The organism is Chitinophagales bacterium (assembly GCA_041392475.1).
Classification (GTDB): Bacteria; Bacteroidota; Bacteroidia; order Chitinophagales; family UBA2359; genus JAUHXA01.
On the sequence record JAWKLZ010000001.1, the window covers coordinates 681,712 to 705,702 of the forward strand.

Below are 23,991 nucleotides of genomic sequence, written 5' to 3' on the forward strand. Positions count from 1 at the left end.
TACTTTCGTAATGGAAATGTCAAATTTAGAAATATACCAATAATTGCTATGGCTAAGCTTAAAGAAAAAATTAATCAAATATCTGATTTTGCCTCTCGCCCAATGTTCAGCTTCTATGCCATCAGTCTATATGCAGTTTTGGGTTTTGGATGGTGGATTTACTACAATATAAGTGCGAGTAACAAACATTTCCAAAATTCTATTGGCATTTTGGAAAAAACTTTTGAAGAAAACAATTTGAAGGCGGAAGATGTGTTGGGCTCAACGGGCTACAATATGGCATTGGCAGAGAGAGAAAATAGTAATCTGATTGTCTTAGGCGTAGGCTTGCTTTTTATTTTGATTTTGATTTGGGGAGCTTACAAGATTCATGCTGGAATTAAAAAGGAATTGGATCTTCACCGTCAGCAGCGAAATTTTTTGTTGTCCATTACGCATGAGTTGAAGTCTCCCATTGCAGGTATCAAACTTTCGCTCGAAACGCTTTATACTCGCAAATTGGACTTCGATCAACAACGTCGATTGCTTCAAAATTCATTAAAAGATACGGAACGACTCAAATCATTGGTGGACAATATTTTGATGGCTGCCAAGATTGAAAACCAGTCTATTATTTTTACTAGATTTGATGTAAGCTTGTCTAAAATAGTGGAGGAAAGCGCACGCAATATCCAAGACAAATTTGGACGGCAACGTGCTTTTAATATTGCTATTGAGCCGGGGATTTTTGTGGAAGGTGATTCTGGTGCACTTACCTCAATCATTATCAACTTAGTGGAAAATGCTATTAAGTATTCACCACTAAATTCTACAATATATGTTGAGTTGATTGCAGATAAAAATACGTGCAAATTGATTGTGAAAGATGAGGGAATTGGGATTGAAGAAGCTGAAAAAGAAAAGATTTTCACCAAGTTTTATAGAGTTGGCAATGAAGATACCCGTAAAGCAAAAGGCACTGGTTTGGGTTTGTTTATAGTCAAGCAATTAGTTGATTTTCATGAAGGTACAATAAGGATTGAAGACAATGTGCCAAACGGTAGTATTTTTACTGTTGAAGTTCCACGCATCATTCCAAGAAAGCAGTTGAATTCATTGGAGGAAAAAAAAATAGCTTGAAGGTGTAACTATTGGTTTATACAAAGCGACTTACAGGTAAATTGACTTCTTTTTTCAAAAAAAAATGTGCGTTAGGGAACTATTTTGTTCTTGTTTGTATTAAGAGGTTATAATAGCTACTATGCAACGCATAGTACCTTACAGAATACTCTTTCTTAATGATAAATTCATTGAGTGAAGATAAGGGCAGCGGGTTTCGCTTGCAATGTTGTACTCGCTGCTCCATTTTCTGTATTTTTTTTGAATTAGCTCTATAAAATACCTGTAAGATGAAAATCAGCCTTTTTGCTCTTATCTCAACTATTATTTGCTTGTATTTTGGTCAAGCACCAAACAATACATCTGCTCCTAGAACATTTCCGAACACTGTTGAGGAGAAAGCTTCAAATTCGGTGGAGGAATCCGATAATACAATAAGATTATCAAAGGAAAATAAATCGGATATTAATGAAGTAGAACTTAGCAAGGAAGAAACAGAGGCCTATTTAGATTTTGTGAGAAAGCAAATGCAAGAGTCTATTCAAGAACATTTGCAAAATATTCAGGAAAAACTAGGTGAGCAATATGACGAAAAAGTTGAGAAACTTATTTTGATGTAATATTTAGCTTTTTTTTGTTGAACCAATCATCAAACCGTACTACCTCATAACCCGTCGGATCCCATTCCATATCCTTTTCGGCATTACTTAATAAACTCAACTCTCTTTGACTAAGCTCCTGAGCTCTTTGGAAATCACCATGATTTTGTAACAGCGTGTGGGCAACTTTATGAATTACTTTTGCTCGTTTTAGGTTTGCCTGTTTGTTTCTGGCAATCAATTTTCTGAAATTTTCGAGTTGAGATTCCAACCAATAATAATTCTCCTGTTCAAAAGTAATGTATATAAGTAATAGTTTGAAGCCGATATACCAACCTCCTTTATCTTTGGTCAATTCGTCTGACTGCAATAAATAATCATGAGCAGCCTCTAAATCTCCTTTCAAAAACATCAAGTTAGCCTTTAGGTATTTCCACTTAGCACTAAAATGTGGTGAACGGTTGATGTATTTGTGATTCAGTGCATTTTCAATTGTACTTTCTGCCGCTACCAAATCTCCTGTCCGAAAATAAGTCCAAAATAGAAATTCCAAGGCTCTCAAATAATTGAATGAGTCTTTTCGGAAGTTTTCAACTGCTTTCAAAGCAGGTTTGAGAGCCTTAGTGTAATCATTAGTCACTAAATATATGTGAGCAAGCTGCATATTGGTACCTCCTATGGCCGATTTAGAACGAATCGAAACTTCTTTTTCAATAAGTTTGATAAATTCAAGTTGTAGCTTGATTCCCTGCTCATGGTCTTTCTTTGTGCTAATATAAAAAGGAACAGCTACTAAATAGTACCAATATTTAATTTGAACTGATTTTGTATCTTCAATAAACTGTTTGATTTCAGTTAGAGCATTTAAAACAAAATTTTCGTATTCTAAATGATTCGGAGTATTTGTACTGTTCAAATACTGAATATAATAGTAGTATTCTTTGGATTTCAATATTGCAGATTGAAGTTTTATACAAGTTTCAATCCGTTTATTGTGTTCATGGAAATCTTCAAATTTGAATTCGAACCCCTTTTTAGCTCGCAATGTATCTCTTATTTGAATTTCAAGGTCTGGGAATTCAAATTTTTCAGCAATAGCAAGTGCTTTTAATAAAATATCATTAGAAATTTTTATGTCACTTCTGTTTAATAACAACTCGGCCTGAATAATTAGTTTCCTACATTCAAGTTTGTTTTTTATAAAAAGCGTTGAATAAATCTTTTCTGGGTGTAAAAAGAGGATTGTATTAAGCAAGTCCGTTTTCAGTCGTTCTTTTAAATGTGAAAAACCAGAAACAGAATTGGATCCCCCATACAATCTTTCCATAGCCTCTGAATCAGTTTTTACTTTATCTCTAGTTATCAAATTTAATAGCTCAAGCTTCTTACTAGGCTCTTTGTTTTGCTTTATTTTGTAAAAACCCCTCAACATTCTAAGTTCTGGCTGCTTCAATTTATCCACTATCTGTATCAAGCTTTCCATAGAACATTTAATTTGTAATCTGTTGATTAATATTTTTTTACAAAAAAGGACAATTGATTTTTTTGTTGAGACTGTCTATAAATAGACAAGTTTTTATCCTTTCTCACGATGCCATTTATCCCCATATTGCATTTGTATTTAGAAAACAACTCCCGAATATTTTAAAATTTAACATTATGCTATTTTCAAAATTTACTTCAACAAACATCGAAAAATCAAATTTGTCTAACCAATTTGATGAAAACATTATTAGCAACCATCAACTATCCACTATTAAAGGAGGAACTCCAGAAATAATCATAACTGGATGGGATTTAGATGAATACGAATATTGAAATATGTTTTTTGCCATTGAAGAAAATTAGTTATAAACTTATAGTCTTCAACTTTGGCTAATTAAAGATTATTAGTAAAAAACAGTAACACTTTATAGCCTACTCCAATAGCTATATAGTTTTTAAAATGGTTTTTAGCAATATGTGCTTCCCTCTTCATTATAGCTCTCTATCTACAATGAGAGGGAAGTTTCTATTAAGGTATTTGCACGAAAATATACGACTCCATAACCTTGTGGTGTATATTTACGTTAAAATTAGTAAAAAAAAAGTTACTTTCCTGCATTATGCCGCAAAAGCCAATCATATTGTTAGCTTTCGCCAATGATTACTTCAATGGTGAACACCTCCATTTTTTGGTAAAAGAATTAGATGGAATAAAAGAAGTATGTGAAGACACCGTCAATGCTGCTTATGAGATAAGTATAATCTACAGTGCTACAATTGACAAGATTGTAAAAGCATTCAGACGACCTGCTAATCGTGGTCGTATTGTTGCGTTTCACTATGGTGGTCATGCAGGTAGTGGCGAAATCATGCTCGAAACTTTTGAAGGTTTACAGCAGTCAACAGATGCAAAAGCTTTAGCAGATTACCTTGCATTACAAGAGAATCTGCAATTGGTTTTTCTAAACGGATGTTCTACCAAAGGACAGGTTGAAGGTCTATTAAATGCAGGTATTACAAAAGTTATTGCAACAGATAGAAGCATTGAGGATCAACTGGCTACAGATTTTGCAGTAGCTTTCTACCAAAGTCTGATAGGTGGTAACAACATAGAAGTTGCTTTTAAAGATGCCAAAGCTGAATTTGACCTCAAAGGCAAAGAAGTATCAATTAATGAAGTCAAAATTAGTCGCCGGGTTTACAGTAAAAAGCAAATCTCTTTAGACAATTTTGCATGGGGTTTGTATCAAAAAGAAGCAGATACCCAAACCTCTGGTTTAGGACGCTACAAACACTTATTGTGTAACCGTTCTCCCCAAGTTGAAAGTTTTTGCAATTGTATTATCAATCGTGTAGAACTACTCCCCAAACAACCCAATATTTACCTCGTATATGGTGAGGCGGACGAAAGTCACAGCAGCCTTATTTCACGCATTGCAGAAATTGAGCTATTTAAGGCTATTCCAATTACTAAAGAAGAACAGATTTTTCGACCACAAATCAAAGAAGTATGGCCCATATTTGGGCAGTTGTTGGATATGCAAAATACGCTCAAACGCCAACTCTCTAATACCTTCAAAACCAACAATAGCCTACAAGTAAAAGCAATAGAAATTGTTCAACAATACCAAAGCCGAAAAGGTGTAATTGTATTGGAACACAGCATTGACGGAACAGATTGGGATGCACAAACCACCAAGTTACTGGATTGGTACATCAATTCGTTTTGGAATATACAATATGACTTTAGTCTCCCCCAAGTCATTATTTTTATTAATGTAAAATACCCCTTAATCAGCGGAGGTTTCTTCAAACAGTTATTTAGTAAAGGATTTAAAAAAGGAAAAATAAGAGAATTGCTGGCCGAAATCGCTGCAAAATCTCCTCAATGTTGTCGTTTACTTCCCGAATTAAATCCTATAAGAATCAATGATGTAAACAATTGGATTGACCAATATGGTGAAAGTCAATTAGATTATTTATTAGAAGAAATCTTTAGCAATGACAAAGACGGACTTCAACCTATGCGAAAAGTCGAACAGCACCTCAAAAGCGGTTTGGAGAAACTTAGGAAACAAAGAGATGCCCAACTAATCGCCAACCTTTAAGCATATATCATTTTACCGTTAAGTTTTAACTTATAGGGCTTCATTACAAATTCAAAATGGTACTTTGTGGATATTCATTTTTTGCATCTAACCAGTTGTTGTTGTAAATAAAAGAATCTTTTCGATTAATCAATCTAACCCCAAAATAAATCTGTGTTCATGATTACCACTTCTTTTTTTGAACTATTCAAAATAGGTCCAGGTCCTTCAAGTTCACACACGGTTGGCCCCATGCGAGCTGCCAACCGTTTTCGTCGGAATGTTTGGAAAACATTGCAGCAAGTATCGACAGAAGACACCAATAAGCTTAGAATAAGAGTGGAATTGTATGGTGCATTGGCTGCAACAGGTCACGGTCATGGTACGCACCGAGCGATTTTTGCAGGTTTATTGGGGCAAGAACCCCGCATGGTGGATATTGAGCAACTGAACAATTATTTTGAAGAACCTAAAAAACAATACTTTATTCGTTTCAAAAACTGGACAATACCTTTTGAAGAAAGCGATATTTTTTTCGATTATACCCCTAGTAAATATTGGCATCCCAATACCTTGAAATTTGTTTTACTCAAAGATTTTCAATCCGTCTTTGAAGAAACCTATTTTTCGATAGGAGGGGGCTTCATCCAAAAAGAAGGGGCAAGCATAAAAGCAGCCGACCGTTTACAACCTAAATTTCCGTACTCCAATTTTGCAGAATTGATGACTGTTTTGGAAAAATCGGGTTTGCCTATTGATGAGTTTCTGCTGCAAAACGAAATGGCAATTAGTGAACGCAATCAAGAAAGTATATTGAAGGGCATCCAAGAAATCATTGAAGTGATGCACCGAAGCGTGATAGGAGGCTTGGCGAAAGAAGGTGTTTTGCCGGGTGGCTTAAACGTACATCGTCGAGCCAAAATTATGTACGAAAATGCCTTGAAAATGGAAAGCCAACAACGCTATGGAGATGCTTTTTTTGCTCGTTTAAATGCATATGCTTTAGCAACTTCTGAAGAAAATGCAGATGGGCAAATGGTTGTGACTGCTCCTACAAATGGGGCAGCAGGCATTATTCCTGCTTGTTTGGAATATTTACGCAATGACTGCAAAATGCCCTATGAATTGCTGCAAAAAGGTCTGCTGGTAGCAGGAATGATTGGGTACATTGTCAAAGAAAATGCCTCTATTTCAGGGGCAGAATTGGGGTGTCAAGCGGAGGTTGGTTCGGCTGCGGCAATGGCTGCGGCTTTGTTTAGTTTTGTATATGGAGGAGACATTCACCAAATCAGTTCGGCCGCCGAAATCGCCATGGAACATCACCTCGGAATGACTTGTGATCCCATCAAAGGACTCGTACAAGTTCCTTGCATCGAACGAAATGCCAATGGAACTATCAAAGCCTACAATGCCTATCTGTTGGCTTCCAATAGAACAACAAAACCACTTATTTCATTCGATCAGGTAGTGGAGGCGATGCGTCAAACGGGCAATGACCTGTCTTCTAAATACAAGGAAACAGCACGAGGAGGATTAGCGGCTACTTATGGGATGCCAGGAAGTTAATTTGGTGATTTAGTTGGCATCACTTAGCAGCAGACTAAGTAAGTATTCAACCATATTTATCTCAACAATTCAAATTTCTCAAACAACTGTTTATCAGTGTGTTTTTTCATTTTAATTGTCTTGATTTACTACTTAGCTACTTCCGTTTCTTACCTTTCACCACATTAAACTTCATTCGATAATTCACATCAACCTCCCCTTTAGAAATTTTTTCCAATCTGCGTTTCATCATACGCTGTTTCAAAGGAGAAATATGGTCAGTAAAAAGTATGCCTTCAATATGATCGTATTCATGTTGAATCACACGAGCAGTGAAGCCCGTATAAACCTCATCGTAAAAATTAAAATCTTCATCGTAATATTGAATCCGAACCTGTTCCTCTCTTGTCACACTCTCATTGATATTCGGAATACTCAAACAGCCTTCATCGTAAGCCCATTCCTCACCGCTTTCTTCAATTATTTCTGCATTGATAAAAGCCTTTTTGATGCCTTCTTCCCCTGCAAAATCATTGTCCTCTGGTGTCTCCTTCAAAATTTGGATGGTATCTGCTACAAATATCCGCAAAGATAAACCTACTTGTGGCCCAGCCAAACCAACTCCCTTGGCATTGTACATGGTTTCATACATATCGGCTACTAATTCTTTCAGTTTAGGATAATCCTCAGGAATATCATCAGCAACTTGTCGTAAAACGGGATTACCATAGGCAATAATTGGAAGTATCATGAATAAAATAAAATTATAATAATTATAAAATAATTAATTGAAAAATTCTGTGACGTAGAGGCTTCGAAAAGGCAGAAATAGTTGATATCAACACCTCAACGATGCCCCATATATCCCTGCAAAATCAATACCGCACTTACCTCGTCTAGCAATTTTTTATCTTGGCGTTTCTTTTTCCTTACACCACTTTGCACAAGTGCCTGCGCTGCCATTTTGGAAGTAAAACGCTCATCCTCTCTATCCACAGGAATTGTCGGATGATTTTTTTGCAGGTCTTCAATAAATTTATCCACCGCCAAAGACATCTGCGATTCATCACCATCTAAGTGAATCGGATAGCCTACCACGAACTGTTCTACATCCTCATTTTTGAGATATTCCTTCAAAAAATCGAAAATGGTTTTAGTATCTACTGCCGTCAAGCCCGTTGCAATAATCTGCATAGGATCTGTCACTGCAATGCCTGTCCGCTTCATACCATAGTCAATTGCCATTATTCTTGCCACAGTCCTCAATGATAAAATTAGTAATAAATGATGTTCAATTCTATGTTCGCTGCAAAGATAAGGTATGAAATGTCTAATTTTTTCATTTTCATTCTAATTTTCATTTTCCTTTACCACCATTACCTTTCCTCCAACTGCCAATCAAACAATCAATCGGCTGTTGATTGTTTGAGATTTCAAAACCCAAGAGGATGGGATTGAACTGCAATGATATTTATCTGTGTTTGTATTTTTCAACACTCCAATCCATTAGGAAGATTTCGTTAATATACAGAGACTCCATATATCTATAATTTTCAGAAAGCCCCTTCTACCACCAATCCATATACAATCCCGATGGCCAATAAAAACATCACCAAACCGACAATCCTAAATTTTTCAGCTCCTTTTATGGTAACACTACCAATGCTTTTGATGCCCATTGAAGGAATCAAAAGGAATAAGAAACCTTTCAAGACCAGTAAGAAACCATACATTGTCACTAAGATTCTTGGAAAGTCCCAAACAAGGTGAAACGACAATATAAAAGAACCCATCCCCACCGAAATTAGTGCGTTGACAATGTTGCCGACATTGGCTTTGGAGTGTAAGAACACAAAAAAGTCCACCCATATTTTGGGCTGCAAAAAGTGGGATAAACCTGTAATAGCTAAGTTAATGGCGGTGAAAAATTCTATGGATTGGAGAATTGTCATGTTTATTGCAGCGTATGATTTTGTTGAGTGTAAGTTAAATAAACGCACAAAATACGGATACTTATTAAATATGGAACACTTCAAAAAATAAGTTCACAAAATTCCTTTCGTAAAAAAATGATATTGAAGTTATTTTTTAATTTTTATTCTCATTTTAATTTTTATTCGTTCTTATAGCAGTAATGCCAAGTAATTTTGTACTGATTTTAGCAACCTCTTCGACAATTAATAACAATGTTTTAATCCTTCAATTCCTCTAATTTTACCGAATAATAGTAATTTCGCACTATTATTTAGTATGAAACCTTAAAGTAAAAACGTGTGACACAAAAAATATTCAAATTTCTTTTGGTTAGCCTCTTTTTGTTGACAGCCTGTGAATCTGGTGGGTCTTCTTCTGATTTAAAAAATGGCCTGATAAAAAAAACGGATGACGATGGAACCCGAACCGAAATTAACTACAAAGAAGGTAAGCGACATGGATTGGCGACAACTTACTACAAAAATGGTAATGTGAGTGCGGAAATAGATTATGTGGAAGGTGAAAAACAGGGGGAAGCGAAATGGTTTTACCAAGATAAAGATAGGTTATTGTATCAAGTGACCAATTTTGAACAAAGTAAAAAAGAAGGATTCAGAAAACGCCTTTACCGCAATGGACAAGTGATGGCAGAAATTCCCTACCACAACGATACATTGGGAGTGGGAACAAAAGAATACAACAAGAAAGGAGAACTGATAGTGGAACATGAAAAGGTAAAAATAGACATCAAAGCTGACAATCAATTGAAGAAAAAAGGGGAATATATCTTGGAATTGCGATTGCCAAAAGGTTATACCAAAGTGAAATGGTACCATGGCGACTTGACGGATGGCAAATACTTGAACAAGAAATTGGTGGAAATCAAAAACGAAAAGGGCGCAGGTATGTTTCGTATGAATATACCGCCAAATACAGGATTGACACGGGACTACAACATAGTTGCACATGCACAGACAGCACTTGGAAACGATATAGTGTTTCAGCAGAAGACAACTGTTAATGTGAATAATTATTGACGAATAATATTTGTCAAAATATAGTAATAAATAATTTAATTTTTTTCATTATAAATCAGCACAATGAAACGATTTTTATTCTACTTAACCCTATTTTTAACTTTTACATCGCTCAAGGCGCAAGAAATAAGCATTGCCGATGCTCGTGCAAAAGCCTTAGAATCAGTAGTAACAGTTAAAGGAATTGTTACCACTGATGGACAGTTTGGCGGCACTCGTTATGTGCAAGATGCAACAGCAGGGATTGCAACCTTCAACACGGAATTTGCAGCAGCAGCCAAATCAGGTGATGAAGTAGTCATTACAGGACCACTTTCTGAATTCAACAATTTGCTGCAAATCAGCGGTGATGGTTTTACCTACGAAATTGTCAGTTCTGGTAATGATCTTCCCGAAGCCAAAACTTTGACTGCAAGCGAAGGCTATTCAGAAGCCTATGAAGGTCAGTTGGTTCGCTTTGAAGGGGTACTTTTCCCCGAAGCGGGTACCTTTCCTGCAGGCAGTACGAATTACGCTGTCACAATTGGCGGAAGCATGGACACTTATGCTTTGCGTGTGGACGGTCGCACAGACATTGGAGGTGCAGAGATTCCAACGGAAGCTATTGCAGCAGTTGGTATTATGGCTCAATTTCAAGACACTTACCAATTGCTTCCTCGAAGTTTAGACGACTTGGGTTTAGCACCTGTTATGAGTGATTTAATTACCATTGCAGAAGCCCGCACCAAAGCCACAGAAACGATTGTAACTGTGAAAGGTATCATCACTTCTGGAAGTGAATTTGGTGGTGTGCGCTATATTCAAGATGCAACAGCAGGTATCGCAGTGTTCAACAATGCTTTGGCAGCAGCCGTAAGCCTTGGTGATGAAGTAGAAATCACTGGTGGATTGACAGAATTCAATAATTTACTGCAAATTGGCAGTGGTGTAACCTTTGAAATTTTGAGTAGCGGCAATGCCTTGCCAACTCCAAAAACTCTAGCTGCAAATGATGGTTTTTCAGAAGCTTACGAAGGTCAGTTGGTGCGTTTTGAAGCAGTGACTTTTCCTGAAACAGGTGTTTTTGCAGACAACAGCACCAACTATGATGTCACGATTGGCGGAAGCATGGACACTTATGCTTTGCGTGTGGACGGTCGCACAGATATTGGCGGTACTTCGATTCCAGAAGAACCGATTGCAGTAGTGGGCATTATGTCGCAGTTTCAAGACCTCTACCAATTCTTGCCTCGTAGTTTGGCAGATTTGGGAGGCATGACAGGCGGAAACGATTTGATCACGATTGCAGAAGCCCGTACCAAAGCAGTTGAAACTGTTGTGACGGTAAAAGGTATCATCACTTCTGGAAGTGAATTTGGTGGTGTGCGCTATATTCAAGATGCAACAGCAGGCTTGGCGGTATTCAGCAATGACTTGGCAGCAGCCGTAAGCCTTGGAGATGAAGTGGAAATCACTGGGGGATTGACCGAATTTAACAATTTGCTGCAAATTGGTAGTGATGTCACTTTTGAAATTTTGAGCAGTGGCAACGATTTACCCGAACCCAAAACTTTGGCTGCAAACGATGGTTTTTCAGAAGCTTACGAAGGTCAGTTGGTTCGTTTTGAAGCGGTGACTTTTCCTGAAACAGGTGTTTTTGCAGACAACAGCACCAACTATGATGTCACGATTGGCGGAAGCATGGACACTTATGCTTTGCGTGTGGACGGTCGCACAGACATTGGCGGCACTCCGATTCCAGAAGAACCAATTGCAGCAGTGGGCATTATGTCACAGTTTCAAGATACCTACCAATTATTGCCTCGCAGTTTGGCAGATTTGGGTGAAGAAAATACTGGCGGTGCGATCACAATTGCAGAAGCGAGAGCGATGGAATTGGGTTCAGTGGTAACGGTTGAAGGAATTATTACATCGGGCGCAGAATTTGGCGGTACTCGCTATATGCAAGATGCAACGGCTGGAATTGCGACCTTCAATACCGACTTTGCAGCAGTAGCTATGTCTGGTGATAAAGTTAGAATAACAGGCCCTTTGTCGGTCTTCAACAATTTGCTTCAAATCAGTGGAGATGGTTTTGCATTTGAAATTTTGAGTAGCGGCAATGATTTGCCTGAACCCAAAACACTAACTGCAAGTGAAGGTTACTCTATACAGTACGAATCACAATTGGTTCGTTTTGAAGGGGTGAAATTTCCAGAAGCGGGCGTTTTTCCTTCAAATAGTACGAACTATGATGTGACCATTGGTGGAACGATGGATACCTATGCTTTGCGTGTGGATGGACGTACTGATATCAAAGGCGCAGCTATTCCAGAAGATGCAATTGCAGCAGTGGGTATCATGGGATTGTTTCAAGAAACCTATCAATTGTTGCCAAGAAGCCGAGCCGATTTGGGCATTGGCGGCAATACAGGCGGAGGAGTGATAACGATTGCAGAAGCCCGCACACAGTTGGCAGGTGCAACAGTTACGGTTCAAGGTACGGTGACGAATGGAGCAGAATTTGGAGCGATTCGCTATTTTCAAGACGAAACAGCGGGTATTGCAGTTTTTGCAACTGGCGGTGTATTGGACAATGTAATACTTGGCGATATTATCAAGGTGAAAGGTCAATTATCGGAATTCAACAATTTGTTGGAGATTACAGACGGCGGAGATTTTTCGGTGGAAGTAATCAGCTCAGGCAATATGCTGCCCGAACCAGTGACTGGTTTATTACCTGCACAAGGCTACAAAGAGGACTACGAAGGACAATTGATTCGTTTCGACAATGTGAAATTTTTTAGTACAGGAAATTTTGCAGCAGGAAGCAGCAATTATCAATTAGTCAGCGGCTTAGGTTTGTATGAAGTGCGTATCAATGCAGGAACAGATATTGCTGGAACGCCTATTCCACAAGGAGTTATCAATATCACTGGCATATTGGGACAGTTTCAAGACACCTATCAATTATTGCCAAGAAGCCTTCAAGACTTTGAATATTTGGGCAATCCACCTGTTTTTGCTTCTCAGTTGACTCAAAACAATATGACAACGACTTCTTTTGAAGTTAACTTTGAAACCTTGAATAATGGTACAACCTCCATTAGCTATGGTTTGACAGAGGCTTTAGAGTTGGGTGAAATCGTAAATGATGGAAACTTTGTGACCAATCACACGGCAACTTTGGAAGGTTTGGAAGCTGGTCAGATTTATTATGTGCAGGCAACAAGTGTTGGCGAAACGGGTGATGTGTCGACCTCTTCTGTTCAGGCTTTTGCAACTGTTTCACTTTCAACGGGACATATTGAAGCATTTTTCAACCGCAAAGTAGATACTTCGGTATCAACAGGTAGAGATGCCTTGTTTTTGCCTTTTGGAATAGCAGATACTTTGATTTACTACATCAACAATGCCAAATATACAGTTGATGTAACGAGCTATACCATGGATACTTCCAATGGCATTTTAGATGCAATCATTGCAGCACACAATCGAGGTGTTGTTGTACGTTTGGTAACAGATGCTGATGCAAGTCCAGGAGCATATAATTTATTCCCGGGGCAAAAAATCAGACGACCTGCTCCCGCTGCTGGTGAGATTGGAGGAATTCAGCACAACAAATTTATCATCATTGATGCAGATTCGCCAGATCCTAATGAACCATTACTTTGGACAGGAGGAACGAATTTATCTGATGATCAGTTGAATGTGGATCCAAATAATGTGATTATTTTCCAAGATCAAAGTTTGGCTAGAGCTTATAAGATTGAATTTGAAGAAATGCTGTCGGGTAAATTTGGTGACAAAAAACGCCACAATACACCCAATGAATTTTTGATTGGAGGAAAACGTGTAGAATTGTTTTTCACGCCAAGTGAAGATCCACAAGATAAGCTGATCGAAACGGTTAGAAGTGCAGACTACGAATTGTACTTTGAAATTCTGTCTTTTACACTCAACAATGTAGCCTATGCTATTTTGGATGAACACAACGAAGGTACTTATGTGGCAGGTATTTTTGACGATGACTTCAATCCTTTTGGAGAAGGTTCTAACTATCCGTATGGTATTTTGTTTGACGGATTGGGCAATGATCAAATTCTTCAAGATAATTTATCTTACATCTTTCACCACAAAACATTAATTGTGGATCAAGGACATCCAGAATCAGATGCTTTGGTGTGGACAGGTTCTTTCAACTGGTCTAACTCTGCTCGTTTCCGCAACGATGAAAATGTAGTAGTGGTACATGACGCAACGATTGCGAATTTACATTACCAAGAATTTTCTCAACGTTTCCAAGAACTGGGTGGAACTTTGATGGTAGGCATTGATGATGTAATGGCAGTGAAATGGACTACTTTATTGTATCCAAATCCTGCAAAAGGCGAAGTAACGCTTCAGTTTTCGGCTGATCAACCAACAGATGCGATTATTCGTATCCAGAATATGGCAGGTCAAGTGGTGTATGCTAATAGCATCAAAAATGCACAAAACGAAAAATTGTCAATTGACTTACAGGATTTGCCAAACGGTATGTATATCTTGAGTGTCAATAATCAAGCGGAGAAATTCGTTGTTAATAAATAGCTAATAGAGGAGGCTGTTTTTGTTACAGCCTCCTTTTTATGCCTTCAAATATTAAAAACAAAACCTTAGTTAAAAATGAAAAAATTAATACTATTAATTGCATTGGTGGCTATATTAGAACTTAGTAGTCCCAATCTCATGGCCCAACCTTGTAGCGACTTATTCATCTCAGAATACGTTGAAGGATATGGTAATAACAAAGCCTTAGAGATTTACAATCCTACACAGCAAGCCATCAACTTGTCAGGTTACTCCATAGCTCGTTTCCGAAATGGTGCAACAGATGCGCCCGGAACAACCAATCCAAAGTCAATTACCCAACTACCAGCCTATATGTTGCAGCCTGATGAAAGTTATGTAATCGTATTGGATAGAACGATTGTAACACCCAATACTGTTTTTTCTGCTTTCGACAAACCTGTTTGGAATGGTTATTTGAATGTGGATACCGTATTCAATATTGTAACGGGTGAGCCTGAATTGGATTCAAATGGCAACGTGATTTTGGACGTAGTGTATGAAGATTCCGATGAGTTTGGTTATACTGCAACGTTTGATTACGAACAAAGAAACTATTACGAAAAATTTGATTTGTCAGGCAAAGCAAATGTGTTTTTGAACCCCGATTACGATACCAATAGAACCATGAGCTTCAATGGCAATGATGCAATGGCATTGGTTAAAGGAACAGAGATAGATCTTTTAGCTTACAGCAATTTAGTGGATGTGGTAGGTGTGATTGGTGAGAATCCTTCTAACCTAACTGCATTTGGCAATGTCGAAGAATGTTGGATTGATGGAGATGGTTATTGCCTAACCTTAGACCAAACCATCATTCGCACGACCGACAACATGAGTGGCCGCAAAGATTTGAATGAGGTAGGTTTTGTTTTGGGTGGAACCTTTACTGGTGAAGGCTGGTGGTCTTACCGCAAAAATACCTTTAGTTTCTTAGGAGACCATGAATGTGAGTGTCATCCAGAATCTTTGGCAGCGACTTCCATCAATCAAGTGCCGATTCGGGTATATCCTAATCCTTCATCGGACTTTGTATTGGTGACTGCTCCACGAGCTATCGAAAGTGTACAATTGTTCAATGTGACAGGTCAGCAAGTAGTGACCAAAGTCTTGAACAGTACCTTCAATCAAGTTCAAGTCAATACCAACGACTTACCAGAAGGACTTTACACGCTTCATGTCAATTTTGCAGGTGGCGACTTGTCAGTTCAAAAATTGATTGTTAGATAACAACAGTACTAAAAGACTACAAAAGTTCTTAAAACTTTTGCAGTCTGCAGATAAAAAAGGGCAATAAAACGATACCGTTTTATTGCCCTTTTTCTATGTGAAATTAGTGACTCAAACCCTCCTCAAGTCAAACGTATGCGGATAATCCAAATTAGGCGGTACTTCATTCACTTCAATGTTTTCGGCAGGTTGTTCAGTTATGGTCGTATAGCGATATGGTCCATCTTGTTTCTTTTCTTGTGATACAATATCCGTAATACTGTGGTTGTAATCCCAAAAGCGGGAGATGCGTCTACCTTCTGCCTCATAGCTGTTGACAGGGAATGTATCGTAACTTCGTCCTCCAGGGTGGGCAACATGATAGGTGCAACCCCCAATAGAGCGTTTGTTCCAAGTATCGTAAATGTCAAATACCAATGGCACATCCACTCCAACAGTAGGATGCAATGCCGAAGGAGGGTTCCATGCTTTGTAGCGAATACCAGCCACATATTTTCCCTTGGTAGGAGTCGCAATCATTGGAACGGCATGGCGGTTGCAGAGTACTTTGTACCGATCTGCATTGAAGCCTTCTACCAATACTTCGACTCGCTCAACAGATGAATCCACATAACGAGCAGTGCCACTACTTGACATTTCTTCTCCCAAAACATTCCACGGTTCTATGCCCGTCCGCAAGGTCAGGGTCATGTCTTTGACGGTTAAAGTGCCTAAAATAGGAAATCGAAATTCAAAAAACGACTCTAACCATTCCATCTTAAAATCAAAACCATTGGATTGAAGGTATTCAACCACATCCATTAAATCTTCTCTCACATAGTGGTGAATCAAAAATTTATCGTGTAGTTCTGTTCCCCAACGCACCAGCTTTTGTTTGTAAGGATTTTTCCAAAAACACGCTGTAAGTGTCCGAATAAGCAGCAATTGCACCAAGCACATTTGCTTGTGAGGAGGCATATCAAAACCCCTCATTTCCAATATCCCTAATCTACCAGATTGTGAATCAGGACTGTAGAGTTTGTCAATACAAAATTCTGCTCGGTGTGTATTTCCCGTAAGGTCAATCAGCAGATTGCGGAATACCCTGTCGACAATCCATGCAGGAGGATCTTCGTACTTATCAATTTGGTCGAAAGCGATTTCCAATTCGTACAAGATTTCCTTGCGGCCTTCATCAACTCGTGGTGCTTGACTCGTTGGCCCTACAAAGGCAGAAGAAAACAAGTAGGACAAGCCCGGATGGTTTTGCCAAAAATTCACAAAACTCCGCAGCAATGATGGTTTTCGCAGCAAAGGACTGTCTTTTGGAGTCGTTCCACCGAGAGTGATGTGGTTTCCACCGCCAGTACCTGTATGTTTGCCATCGAGCATAAATTTCTCAGAGGTCAATTTACATTCCTTCGCCAACTCAAATAAATGCTCATAATTGTGGACAATTTCTTGCCAAGATTTTGCAGGTTGAACATTTACTTCAATCACTCCCGGGTCAGGCGTAACGACCAATTTTTCCAGTCTGTAATCTGTAGGCGGATGATAGCCTTCAATAATCACAGGGAGGGACAAAATAGTTGCCGTTTGTTCGATGTGGTAACAGAGTTCCACATAACTTTCGAGCGACTGTAAAGGAGGCATAAAGACATACAATTTGCCCTCTCGTGGCTCAACACACAAAGCGGTTCTAAGAGGAACAATGCCCTTGTCAATTGTACTAGTAGATAAATCTTTGTGATCAGGTAAGGGGGGTAGTTCGTCCAAAGGACTCACTTCATAAGGAGCTTCCTCCTGTTCAGGTAGTAATTTGGGCAAGCGGTTCAAAGGCAAACGAAGGCCCATTGAAGAATTGCCAGGAATCAAGAAAAGCTCATTTCTATTAAATTGCCATAAACAAGATTTCCAACCACCATCCACATAATCATGGGCAATAGGTAATACATATCCTACGGCTTTGTCGAGCCCTCTTTGTAGAACCTCCAAAAGTTTTTGCCTTGACAGACTATCTTCTTTGTCAATATCTTCGGGATTTACTTGGACGGGCAGATTGTTTTTTTCCCAAAGGAAGTAATAAATATCTTCATAGCAAGGCAGGCAATTTTTTTCATTGATGCCCAATTGTGTGCTAAGGGTTTTGATAAACGTTTCAGAGTGTTTTTCAGTCATCCCATAGTCTTTTGTGGGGTCGGCAGCCAAAGATTCGTCTATCCAAAGTGCTTTACCATCTTTTCGCCAAAAAATCGCATATTGCCATCGGGGTAAAGGCTCACCGGGATACCATTTGCCCTGTCCAAAATGGATGAATCCATTTGCAGCAAAGTGGTTTTTCAATTTTTGAGCGAGCTGCAAAGCCTGTTTGCGTTTATTTTCTCCATCAGCATCATCGTTCCATTCGGGTGAATCTCTATCTTCTGTACCCACAAAAGTAGGTTCACCGCCCATAGTTAGGCGTACATCTCCTCGCTGCAATGTTTCTTCTACCGTCTCTCCTAGTGCCAAAACTGCCTGCCATTGATCATCAGAATATGGTTTGGTGACCCTTGCCGATTCATAAATTCTGGATACTTCATTTTTGTATTTGAATGTTACCTCACACGGTTCTGTAAAGCCACTAATTGGAGCTGCGCTTCCTGGGTCTGGTGTTGCAGCCAAAGGAATATGGCCTTCACCCGCCAACAAACCAGAAGTAGCATCCAATCCTACCCAACCTGCGCCGGGCAAATAAACTTCTGTCCATGCGTGCAAATCATTGAAGTCCACCTCTGTTCCCGATGGCCCCTCCAATGGTTTTTCATCGGCTTTCAATTGCACCAAATAGCCAGAAACAAAACGTGCTGCCAAGCCAAAATGTCGAAAAATTTGTGTCAATAGCCAAGCTGAATCACGACAAGAACCCAAAGCTTTGCTCAAGGTAGTTTCGCAATCTTGAATACCTGTTTCTAATCGTATGGTATAATTAATATCTTTACAAAGTTGTTGGTTGAGTCGTACCAAAAAGTCGTTGGTTGTTTCCTCGGTTTGTTTTTGCAGTTTCATTTTTTCAACCCACTGGATTAAAAGAGACCCACTTTCTTTGATTTCCAGATAAGGAGTGAGTTCTTTGAGCAATTGTTGATCATACTTAAATGGAAAATGCTGAGCATACTCTTCCAGAAAGAAATCAAAAGGATTGATGCTGATCATATCTGCAATGACCTCCACTTCAATGCTTAACGAGTGAATTTTGTCAGGAAATACCACCCTAGCTAAGTAGTTGCCAAACGGGTCTTGTTGCCAATTGATGAAATGTTCTTTGGGAGTGATATTCAAAGAATAACCCAAAATAGGGGTTCGAGAATGTGGTGCAGGCCTCAACCTAATAACCTGCGGAGAAACATGAATCGGCTTATTGTAAAGGTATTGGGTGAAATGTTGTATTGCTACATGAATAGCCATAAATGCCAATTTTTGATTTTATTAAACAGTGTATTATCTTTAAAATTCTTTAAAAATAATCCTTCAAAAGTAATAAAAATAGAACCAAATCTCTTTTTTTTTAAAAAAAAAGCAATCTTTGTAGTAGCAATATTATTATTTCAATAATATTTCCGTAGTTTTAAATTCCACTAAAGGCAAATAAAATGAGTCATACTTCTCCATTTTCCAATTACAAATTTTCACCTGATTTGAAAGATGAGGTTTGGGAAAGAAGCGATAAGGTGAATGAATCTTACAAGGATGTTCACCGCCTTTTCGAGTCTATGTCAATTTCAGATTTTAGAAAACTCAACGAGTATGCTAGGTTGTCTTTTTTGAATCAAGGAATTACTTATGCCGTTTATTCAGAAGAAAATGGAGGAACCGAAAAAATTTTTCCGTTCGATTTATTTCCCCGTATCATAAGTGCTAAAGAATGGGAGTATTTAGAAGTTGGTTTGAAGCAGCGAAATATGGCCCTCAATCTTTTTGTCAAAGATATTTACAACAAAAAGCAAATTTTAAAAGATAAGGTTGTTCCAGAAAAGCTCATTTTATCGTCGTCTCATTACTGTAAATTGATGGAAGAGATTTCTCCAAAAGGAGGGATTTATACGCATATATGTGGTACAGATTTAATCAAAAATGTAGATGGCAATTTTTATGTATTGGAGGATAATCTACGGAGCCCTTCGGGTGTGAGTTATGTTCTATCGAATCGGAAAGCCTTGAGGAGAACATTGATGGATGTTTTTCACAACTTCAAAGTGAAAGCTGTCAATGAATATCCTTTTGAATTGTGCAAAGTATTGGAGTCAGTCGCTCCTAGTAATGCGTGGGCACCTACTTGTGTATTGCTTACACCGGGCTTGTACAATTCAGCTTATTATGAACATTCTTTTTTGGCGCAAACTACTGGAATAGAGCTTGTTGAAGGTAGAGACCTTTTTGTAGAAAACAATTTTGTATATATGAAAACCATCAAAGGACGGGTGAAAGTAGACGTGATTTACCGTCGGATTGATGATGCATTTTTAGACCCTGATGTTTTTCGACCTGATTCTTTATTGGGAGTCAAAGGGTTAATGTCTGCCTACAAAAAGAACAATGTCACGATTGTCAATGCTCCAGGTACGGGAATAGCAGACGATAAAGCAGTTTGTTCTTATGTGCCAGATATGATAAAGTATTATCTCGATGAAGATCCTATTATCAAGAATGTTCCGACATTCTTGTGTGAAAGGAAGAAGGATTTAGATCATGTGCTGAGCAATATCAAAAAAATGGTTATCAAGCCAGTAGATATGTCTGGTGGATATGGTGTAGAAATTTGTGATACCAAATCTGATGCAGAACTGGAAGTAATAATAGCCAAAATAAAAGCCGATCCTAGAAATTTTATCGCCCAACCTAAAATGAGTCTTTCCGTTCACAGCACTTATATCGACGAGGACAAAGGATTTCAACCCAGACACATAGACTTGCGTACATACACATTATTGGGAAAAGATTACCAATTTACCTTGGGAGGAGGTCTGAGCAGAGTAGCACTGAAAGAAGGTAGTTTGATTGTGAATTCTTCTCAGGGAGGAGGCTCAAAAGATACTTGGGTAATAGATGCTTAGGTTGCAAGCAGAGTAAAATTCACAAGTAAATAATTTATTCATCTGTCATTTTTTTTAGTACCATACTTAAATATAACCTATGTTAGCCAGAGTTGCCAATTCGCTTTATTGGACAGGACGATACATTGAACGCTCAGAACACCTTGCACGTTATTTGAATGTGCAGTATTTTTCTACGTTAGATGCTCCTATGACCCTACAAAAAGAAGTCATTCTAACTTCTATTTTACAAATGGCGGGCGTTAAATCTATAACCCAAGAGCAGCAACAAAATGGCCAGCAACAATCCCTGTCCACTAGCTTCAAGGAACAAGATATTTTGATTGAAGTGACTTTTAATCCTACTAATTCCAATTCCATCTTTTCCAATGTGCAAAACGCCAGAGAGAATGCAAGAAGTGTCCGTTATCTTCTTTCCACAGGTCTTTGGGAGGCAATCAACCAATACTATCATTTTGTCAAAACCTATTCTGTTGATTTTTATAAAACAAGAGGATTGTATGATTTTACTGTAAATGCTAGGAAGCATTGCTCGATTATTCGATCCTATGCCAATAGTACCCTCCTAAACGATGATATATGGGCATTTTTGAAGCTTGGTTTTCATGTGGAAAGGTCTGCACAGATTATCCGTGTATTGTTGAATAAAATTATTGACATTCATTCACTTACTAACAATAAACAAGAAGATCCTCTTGCTGTCTATCAATGGACTACAACTTTAAAAATTTTGGAAAGCTTTGATATGTATAGGAGGGTTTACCGAAGTGTAATCAATCAAAAAGAGGTATTAGAATTTTTACTAAGCCATCCAACACTTCCTTGTTCCATAGCGTTTTCTTTATCAAAAGTGAACGAAATGCTCTCTTGTCTTACTTTTGCAGCAAGTCCAAACTCTCAGTTGGCTTTTCAGGCTGGTAAATTGGCAAATAGTTTTAAGTATTTGGAATATGAAGAAATTGAAGGTAATCTACAAGAATTTTTGACAAGTTCATTGAACAAAATTTACCAACTTCACGAGTTAATCGAAAAAGAATACTTTGAATAAGCTATATTTGAGGCTTACTAAACCCCATTTTTGGAGCTATCAAAAAGCCCACTTATTAAAATAGATGTAATTGTATTTATGACTTATTGTGTAGGAATAAAAGTAAGAGAAGGGCTTGTCGCCATTGCTGATACCCGGATCACTTCTGGAAATGAAACAACTACTGCAAAAAAAATATCGCTTCATTCGGATGGCAAAAACAGCATCTTTTTGATGACTTCAGGATTGAGATCCATACGGGATAAGGCGGTTACTTATTTTGAAGAGTTGCTCGAACAAAATGAGTTGAACTTTGACAAAATGTACAAAGCTGTCAATGCTTTTGGGGAACAATTGAGGCGGGTAGCCAAGGAAGATAAGGCAGCCTTGGCAGAGTCGGGTTTGATTTTCAATCTTTTTACCATCGTTGGCGGTCAATTGGAAAACGACAAAGAACACAAACTGTATTTGCTCTACCCCGAAGGAAATTGGATAGAAATTGGTGAAGCTTCTCCTTTTACAATCATCGGAAACTCTGGATATGGTAAGCCCATCTTTAATCGCGCACTTACCTACGAATCTTCAATTCGTTATGCCTTGAAGACAGGGTTTCTATCTTTTGACTCTACCCGTGTGAGTGCCAACGATGTAGGTTATCCAATAGATGTAGTCATCCTCAGAAGAGATTCCAAAGTAATCATAGAAAAACGATACTATGAGGAAGATACAGGCGATATTGGCGAAATTTGGGGACATCGTCTGAAAGAAATCATCAAGGAAATTCCAGATGATTGGATGGGTGAAATATAGGCAATGGTAAAAATTATCCGAAATTCAACGAACAAATCACCCTTTTCTGTGTAAAGAGAATGAATTGCATTAATTTTAGAGAACAAAGTAACAATCCCAATGGAACATTCCTTTTTTGAGTTTTGGCTGAAAGATGTGACAAAAATTGTATCTCGCTATTTCTTTTTTGCGACCATCGCATTTACACTATTCTATGTGATTTTCAAACGCCAAATGTGGTTTCGGAAAGTCCAAAAGAAGATGCCCAAACTGACCGATTATGGCAGAGATATACTTTTTTCACTCCTCACTGTCACCATTTTTGCCACCATTGGCTTCTTAACTTTTGTAACCTTTGGCGCATACTCCAATACTTACAGCGAGATAGGTGAATACGGAATGGCGTATTATGCTTTCACTTGGGTATGGATGTTTTTTCTGCACGACACCTGGTTCTATTGGGCACATCGGGCCATGCACCATCCATTTTTGTACCGACACGTTCATCTTGTCCACCATAAATCCACCAATCCTTCACCGTGGACAGCCTACGCCTTTCACCCACTGGAAGCAGTAGTAGAAGTGGCTATATTACCCTTGATAGCCTTCACTTTGCCTGTTCACAAATCTGCAATTGGATTGTTTTTCTTGTTCCAAATCATGTACAATGTCTATGGGCATTTGGGCTTTGAACTATATCCGAAAAATTTCCACAAACACTGGCTCGGCAAATGGGTCAATACATCAGTAGCACACAACCTACACCACAAAAAATTTCACGGCAATTACGGCTTGTATTTCCTTTTTTGGGATAGAATGATAGGAACTTTGCGGACGGATTATGATGAAACGTATGAGCAAACCACCAATGGAAAAGAACTTGAAATGGAATCCGTTACTTCAAATACTCCTACCCAAGAAGGTTTGGTATGGGTAAAGAAATAAGACTTCAAAACGAAAAAAATACCGACTTCAATGTCATTCAAGTCACTGCTGCAATTCTCGAAAAAGACGGCAAAATCTTGATTGCCCAGCGAAAAGTAGGGGATAGGTTAGCAGGAAAATGGGAATTTCCAGGCGGTAAAATTGAAGTAGGAGAAAGTCCTGAAATCTGCCTTCAAAGAGAACTGCAGGAAGAATTGGGTATCGAAACCCGCATTGGCTATTTTTTATATCAGACTGACTACCAATACCCACATATTCACATCCGCTTATTGGCCTACAAAACCTTCTACCTTTCTGGTGAATTCCAGCTCCATGACCATGCTGCAATAGAATGGGTGACATTGCAGGAAATGCAAAACTATGATTTTGCACCAGCAGACATTCCCATTGTCAAATTCTTGTATTCTCAAATAGGAGAATTTTAATAACAATTGATTTGAAATGTTGTCTTCAAAAAATATTTATCTTCATTCTCTGCATCTTTCAACACTGCCATTAATTTTGTTATTTTCA

18 protein-coding genes are annotated in these 23,991 nt (G+C 38.4%); 13 read left to right on the forward strand and 5 right to left on the reverse strand.

The genetic code is table 11. The features are described 5' to 3' along the window. Positions 1-48 precede the first annotated feature (48 nt). Both R3E32_02490 and R3E32_02495 read left to right on the forward strand, forming a co-directional pair. Complete coding sequence (locus R3E32_02490; protein MEZ4883579.1) at positions 49-1,119, forward strand: HAMP domain-containing sensor histidine kinase; 1,071 nt, start codon at positions 49-51, stop codon at positions 1,117-1,119. A gap of 269 nt (positions 1,120-1,388) precedes the next feature. Beyond that, complete coding sequence (locus R3E32_02495; GenBank protein MEZ4883580.1) at positions 1,389-1,718, forward strand: hypothetical protein; 330 nt, start codon at positions 1,389-1,391, stop codon at positions 1,716-1,718. Here the strand turns inward: R3E32_02495 and R3E32_02500 are convergent. Then, positions 1,705-3,180, reverse strand: a complete 1,476-nt coding sequence (locus tag R3E32_02500; protein MEZ4883581.1) for a hypothetical protein — start codon at positions 3,178-3,180, stop codon at positions 1,705-1,707. The two genes, R3E32_02495 and R3E32_02500, sit on opposite strands and share 14 nt — an antisense overlap. Before the next feature lie 176 nt (positions 3,181-3,356). Between R3E32_02500 and R3E32_02505 the strand changes: the two genes are divergently transcribed. From R3E32_02505 to R3E32_02515, 3 genes are all read left to right on the forward strand, one after another. After that, entirely contained in the window at positions 3,357-3,515 is a 159-nt protein-coding gene (locus R3E32_02505; GenBank protein MEZ4883582.1) for a hypothetical protein, read from the forward strand. A gap of 287 nt (positions 3,516-3,802) precedes the next feature. Further along, a complete protein-coding gene (locus R3E32_02510) occupies positions 3,803-5,290 on the forward strand; it encodes a CHAT domain-containing protein (GenBank protein MEZ4883583.1) in 1,488 nt (495 codons plus the stop codon). A gap of 159 nt (positions 5,291-5,449) precedes the next feature. Next, entirely contained in the window at positions 5,450-6,835 is a 1,386-nt protein-coding gene (locus tag R3E32_02515) for an L-serine ammonia-lyase (protein MEZ4883584.1), read from the forward strand. Between the two features lie 136 nt (positions 6,836-6,971). Here R3E32_02515 and def read toward each other — a convergent pair whose 3' ends face one another. The 3 genes from def to R3E32_02530 all read right to left on the reverse strand — a co-directional run bounded on the left by def (position 6,972) and on the right by R3E32_02530 (position 8,766). Next, positions 6,972-7,565 (reverse strand): peptide deformylase, encoded by a 594-nt coding sequence (gene def / locus R3E32_02520; protein ID MEZ4883585.1) that lies wholly within the window; start codon positions 7,563-7,565, stop codon positions 6,972-6,974. Between the two features lie 95 nt (positions 7,566-7,660). Continuing rightward, complete coding sequence (ruvX, locus tag R3E32_02525) at positions 7,661-8,059, reverse strand: Holliday junction resolvase RuvX (protein MEZ4883586.1); 399 nt, start codon at positions 8,057-8,059, stop codon at positions 7,661-7,663. 308 nt (positions 8,060-8,367) lie between these two features. Continuing rightward, complete coding sequence (locus R3E32_02530; protein MEZ4883587.1) at positions 8,368-8,766, reverse strand: hypothetical protein; 399 nt, start codon at positions 8,764-8,766, stop codon at positions 8,368-8,370. Between the two features lie 321 nt (positions 8,767-9,087). On the opposite strand from R3E32_02530, the gene R3E32_02535 reads away from it, so the two are divergent. The 3 genes from R3E32_02535 to R3E32_02545 all read left to right on the forward strand — a co-directional run bounded on the left by R3E32_02535 (position 9,088) and on the right by R3E32_02545 (position 15,645). After that, positions 9,088-9,825, forward strand: coding sequence for a hypothetical protein (locus R3E32_02535; protein ID MEZ4883588.1), 738 nt, complete (start codon positions 9,088-9,090; stop codon positions 9,823-9,825). A gap of 63 nt (positions 9,826-9,888) precedes the next feature. Beyond that, entirely contained in the window at positions 9,889-14,397 is a 4,509-nt protein-coding gene (locus R3E32_02540) for a DUF5689 domain-containing protein (protein MEZ4883589.1), read from the forward strand. Between the two features lie 75 nt (positions 14,398-14,472). Then, positions 14,473-15,645 carry a lamin tail domain-containing protein gene (locus tag R3E32_02545; protein ID MEZ4883590.1) on the forward strand — a complete coding sequence of 391 codons (1,173 nt, stop codon included), beginning with the start codon at positions 14,473-14,475 and terminating at the stop codon, positions 15,643-15,645. Positions 15,646-15,756: 111 nt separating this feature from the next. On the opposite strand, the gene R3E32_02550 is transcribed toward R3E32_02545, so the two are convergent. Continuing rightward, the gene (locus R3E32_02550; GenBank protein ID MEZ4883591.1) at positions 15,757-19,071 is read right to left on the reverse strand and encodes a transglutaminase family protein; all 3,315 of its coding nucleotides are present in this window, start codon (positions 19,069-19,071) and stop codon (positions 15,757-15,759) included. 185 nt (positions 19,072-19,256) lie between these two features. Here R3E32_02550 and R3E32_02555 point away from each other — a divergent pair, with 185 nt between their 5' ends. The 5 genes from R3E32_02555 (at position 19,257) to mutT (ending at position 23,903) form a co-directional block, all read left to right on the forward strand. Continuing rightward, positions 19,257-20,717 carry a circularly permuted type 2 ATP-grasp protein gene (locus R3E32_02555; GenBank protein MEZ4883592.1) on the forward strand — a complete coding sequence of 487 codons (1,461 nt, stop codon included), beginning with the start codon at positions 19,257-19,259 and terminating at the stop codon, positions 20,715-20,717. A 79-nt stretch (positions 20,718-20,796) separates the two neighbouring features. Beyond that, positions 20,797-21,765, forward strand: a complete 969-nt coding sequence (locus R3E32_02560; GenBank protein MEZ4883593.1) for an alpha-E domain-containing protein — start codon at positions 20,797-20,799, stop codon at positions 21,763-21,765. A gap of 30 nt (positions 21,766-21,795) precedes the next feature. After that, positions 21,796-22,554 carry a hypothetical protein gene (locus tag R3E32_02565; GenBank protein MEZ4883594.1) on the forward strand — a complete coding sequence of 253 codons (759 nt, stop codon included), beginning with the start codon at positions 21,796-21,798 and terminating at the stop codon, positions 22,552-22,554. A 99-nt stretch (positions 22,555-22,653) separates the two neighbouring features. Beyond that, positions 22,654-23,478 (forward strand): sterol desaturase family protein, encoded by an 825-nt coding sequence (locus R3E32_02570; GenBank protein MEZ4883595.1) that lies wholly within the window; start codon positions 22,654-22,656, stop codon positions 23,476-23,478. Then, the gene (gene mutT / locus R3E32_02575; GenBank protein ID MEZ4883596.1) at positions 23,463-23,903 is read left to right on the forward strand and encodes an 8-oxo-dGTP diphosphatase MutT; all 441 of its coding nucleotides are present in this window, start codon (positions 23,463-23,465) and stop codon (positions 23,901-23,903) included. Before R3E32_02570 ends, mutT begins: the two co-directional genes overlap by 16 nt. Positions 23,904-23,991 lie beyond the last annotated feature (88 nt).

What these genes read in the sequence shown, in the direction of transcription:
- R3E32_02490 (MEZ4883579.1), top strand. Translation starts at nt 49, where the DNA reads ATGGCTAAGCTTAAAGAAAAAATTAATCAAATATCTGATTTTGCCTCT.
- R3E32_02495 (MEZ4883580.1), top strand. Translation starts at nt 1,389, where the DNA reads ATGAAAATCAGCCTTTTTGCTCTTATCTCAACTATTATTTGCTTGTAT.
- R3E32_02500 (MEZ4883581.1), bottom strand. Translation starts at nt 3,180, where the DNA reads ATGGAAAGCTTGATACAGATAGTGGATAAATTGAAGCAGCCAGAACTT.
- R3E32_02505 (MEZ4883582.1), top strand. Translation starts at nt 3,357, where the DNA reads ATGCTATTTTCAAAATTTACTTCAACAAACATCGAAAAATCAAATTTG.
- R3E32_02510 (MEZ4883583.1), top strand. Translation starts at nt 3,803, where the DNA reads ATGCCGCAAAAGCCAATCATATTGTTAGCTTTCGCCAATGATTACTTC.
- R3E32_02515 (MEZ4883584.1), top strand. Translation starts at nt 5,450, where the DNA reads ATGATTACCACTTCTTTTTTTGAACTATTCAAAATAGGTCCAGGTCCT.
- def (MEZ4883585.1), bottom strand. Translation starts at nt 7,565, where the DNA reads ATGATACTTCCAATTATTGCCTATGGTAATCCCGTTTTACGACAAGTT.
- ruvX (MEZ4883586.1), bottom strand. Translation starts at nt 8,059, where the DNA reads ATGGCAATTGACTATGGTATGAAGCGGACAGGCATTGCAGTGACAGAT.
- R3E32_02530 (MEZ4883587.1), bottom strand. Translation starts at nt 8,766, where the DNA reads ATGACAATTCTCCAATCCATAGAATTTTTCACCGCCATTAACTTAGCT.
- R3E32_02540 (MEZ4883589.1), top strand. Translation starts at nt 9,889, where the DNA reads ATGAAACGATTTTTATTCTACTTAACCCTATTTTTAACTTTTACATCG.
- R3E32_02545 (MEZ4883590.1), top strand. Translation starts at nt 14,473, where the DNA reads ATGAAAAAATTAATACTATTAATTGCATTGGTGGCTATATTAGAACTT.
- R3E32_02550 (MEZ4883591.1), bottom strand. Translation starts at nt 19,071, where the DNA reads ATGGCTATTCATGTAGCAATACAACATTTCACCCAATACCTTTACAAT.
- R3E32_02555 (MEZ4883592.1), top strand. Translation starts at nt 19,257, where the DNA reads ATGAGTCATACTTCTCCATTTTCCAATTACAAATTTTCACCTGATTTG.
- R3E32_02560 (MEZ4883593.1), top strand. Translation starts at nt 20,797, where the DNA reads ATGTTAGCCAGAGTTGCCAATTCGCTTTATTGGACAGGACGATACATT.
- R3E32_02570 (MEZ4883595.1), top strand. Translation starts at nt 22,654, where the DNA reads ATGGAACATTCCTTTTTTGAGTTTTGGCTGAAAGATGTGACAAAAATT.
- mutT (MEZ4883596.1), top strand. Translation starts at nt 23,463, where the DNA reads ATGGGTAAAGAAATAAGACTTCAAAACGAAAAAAATACCGACTTCAAT.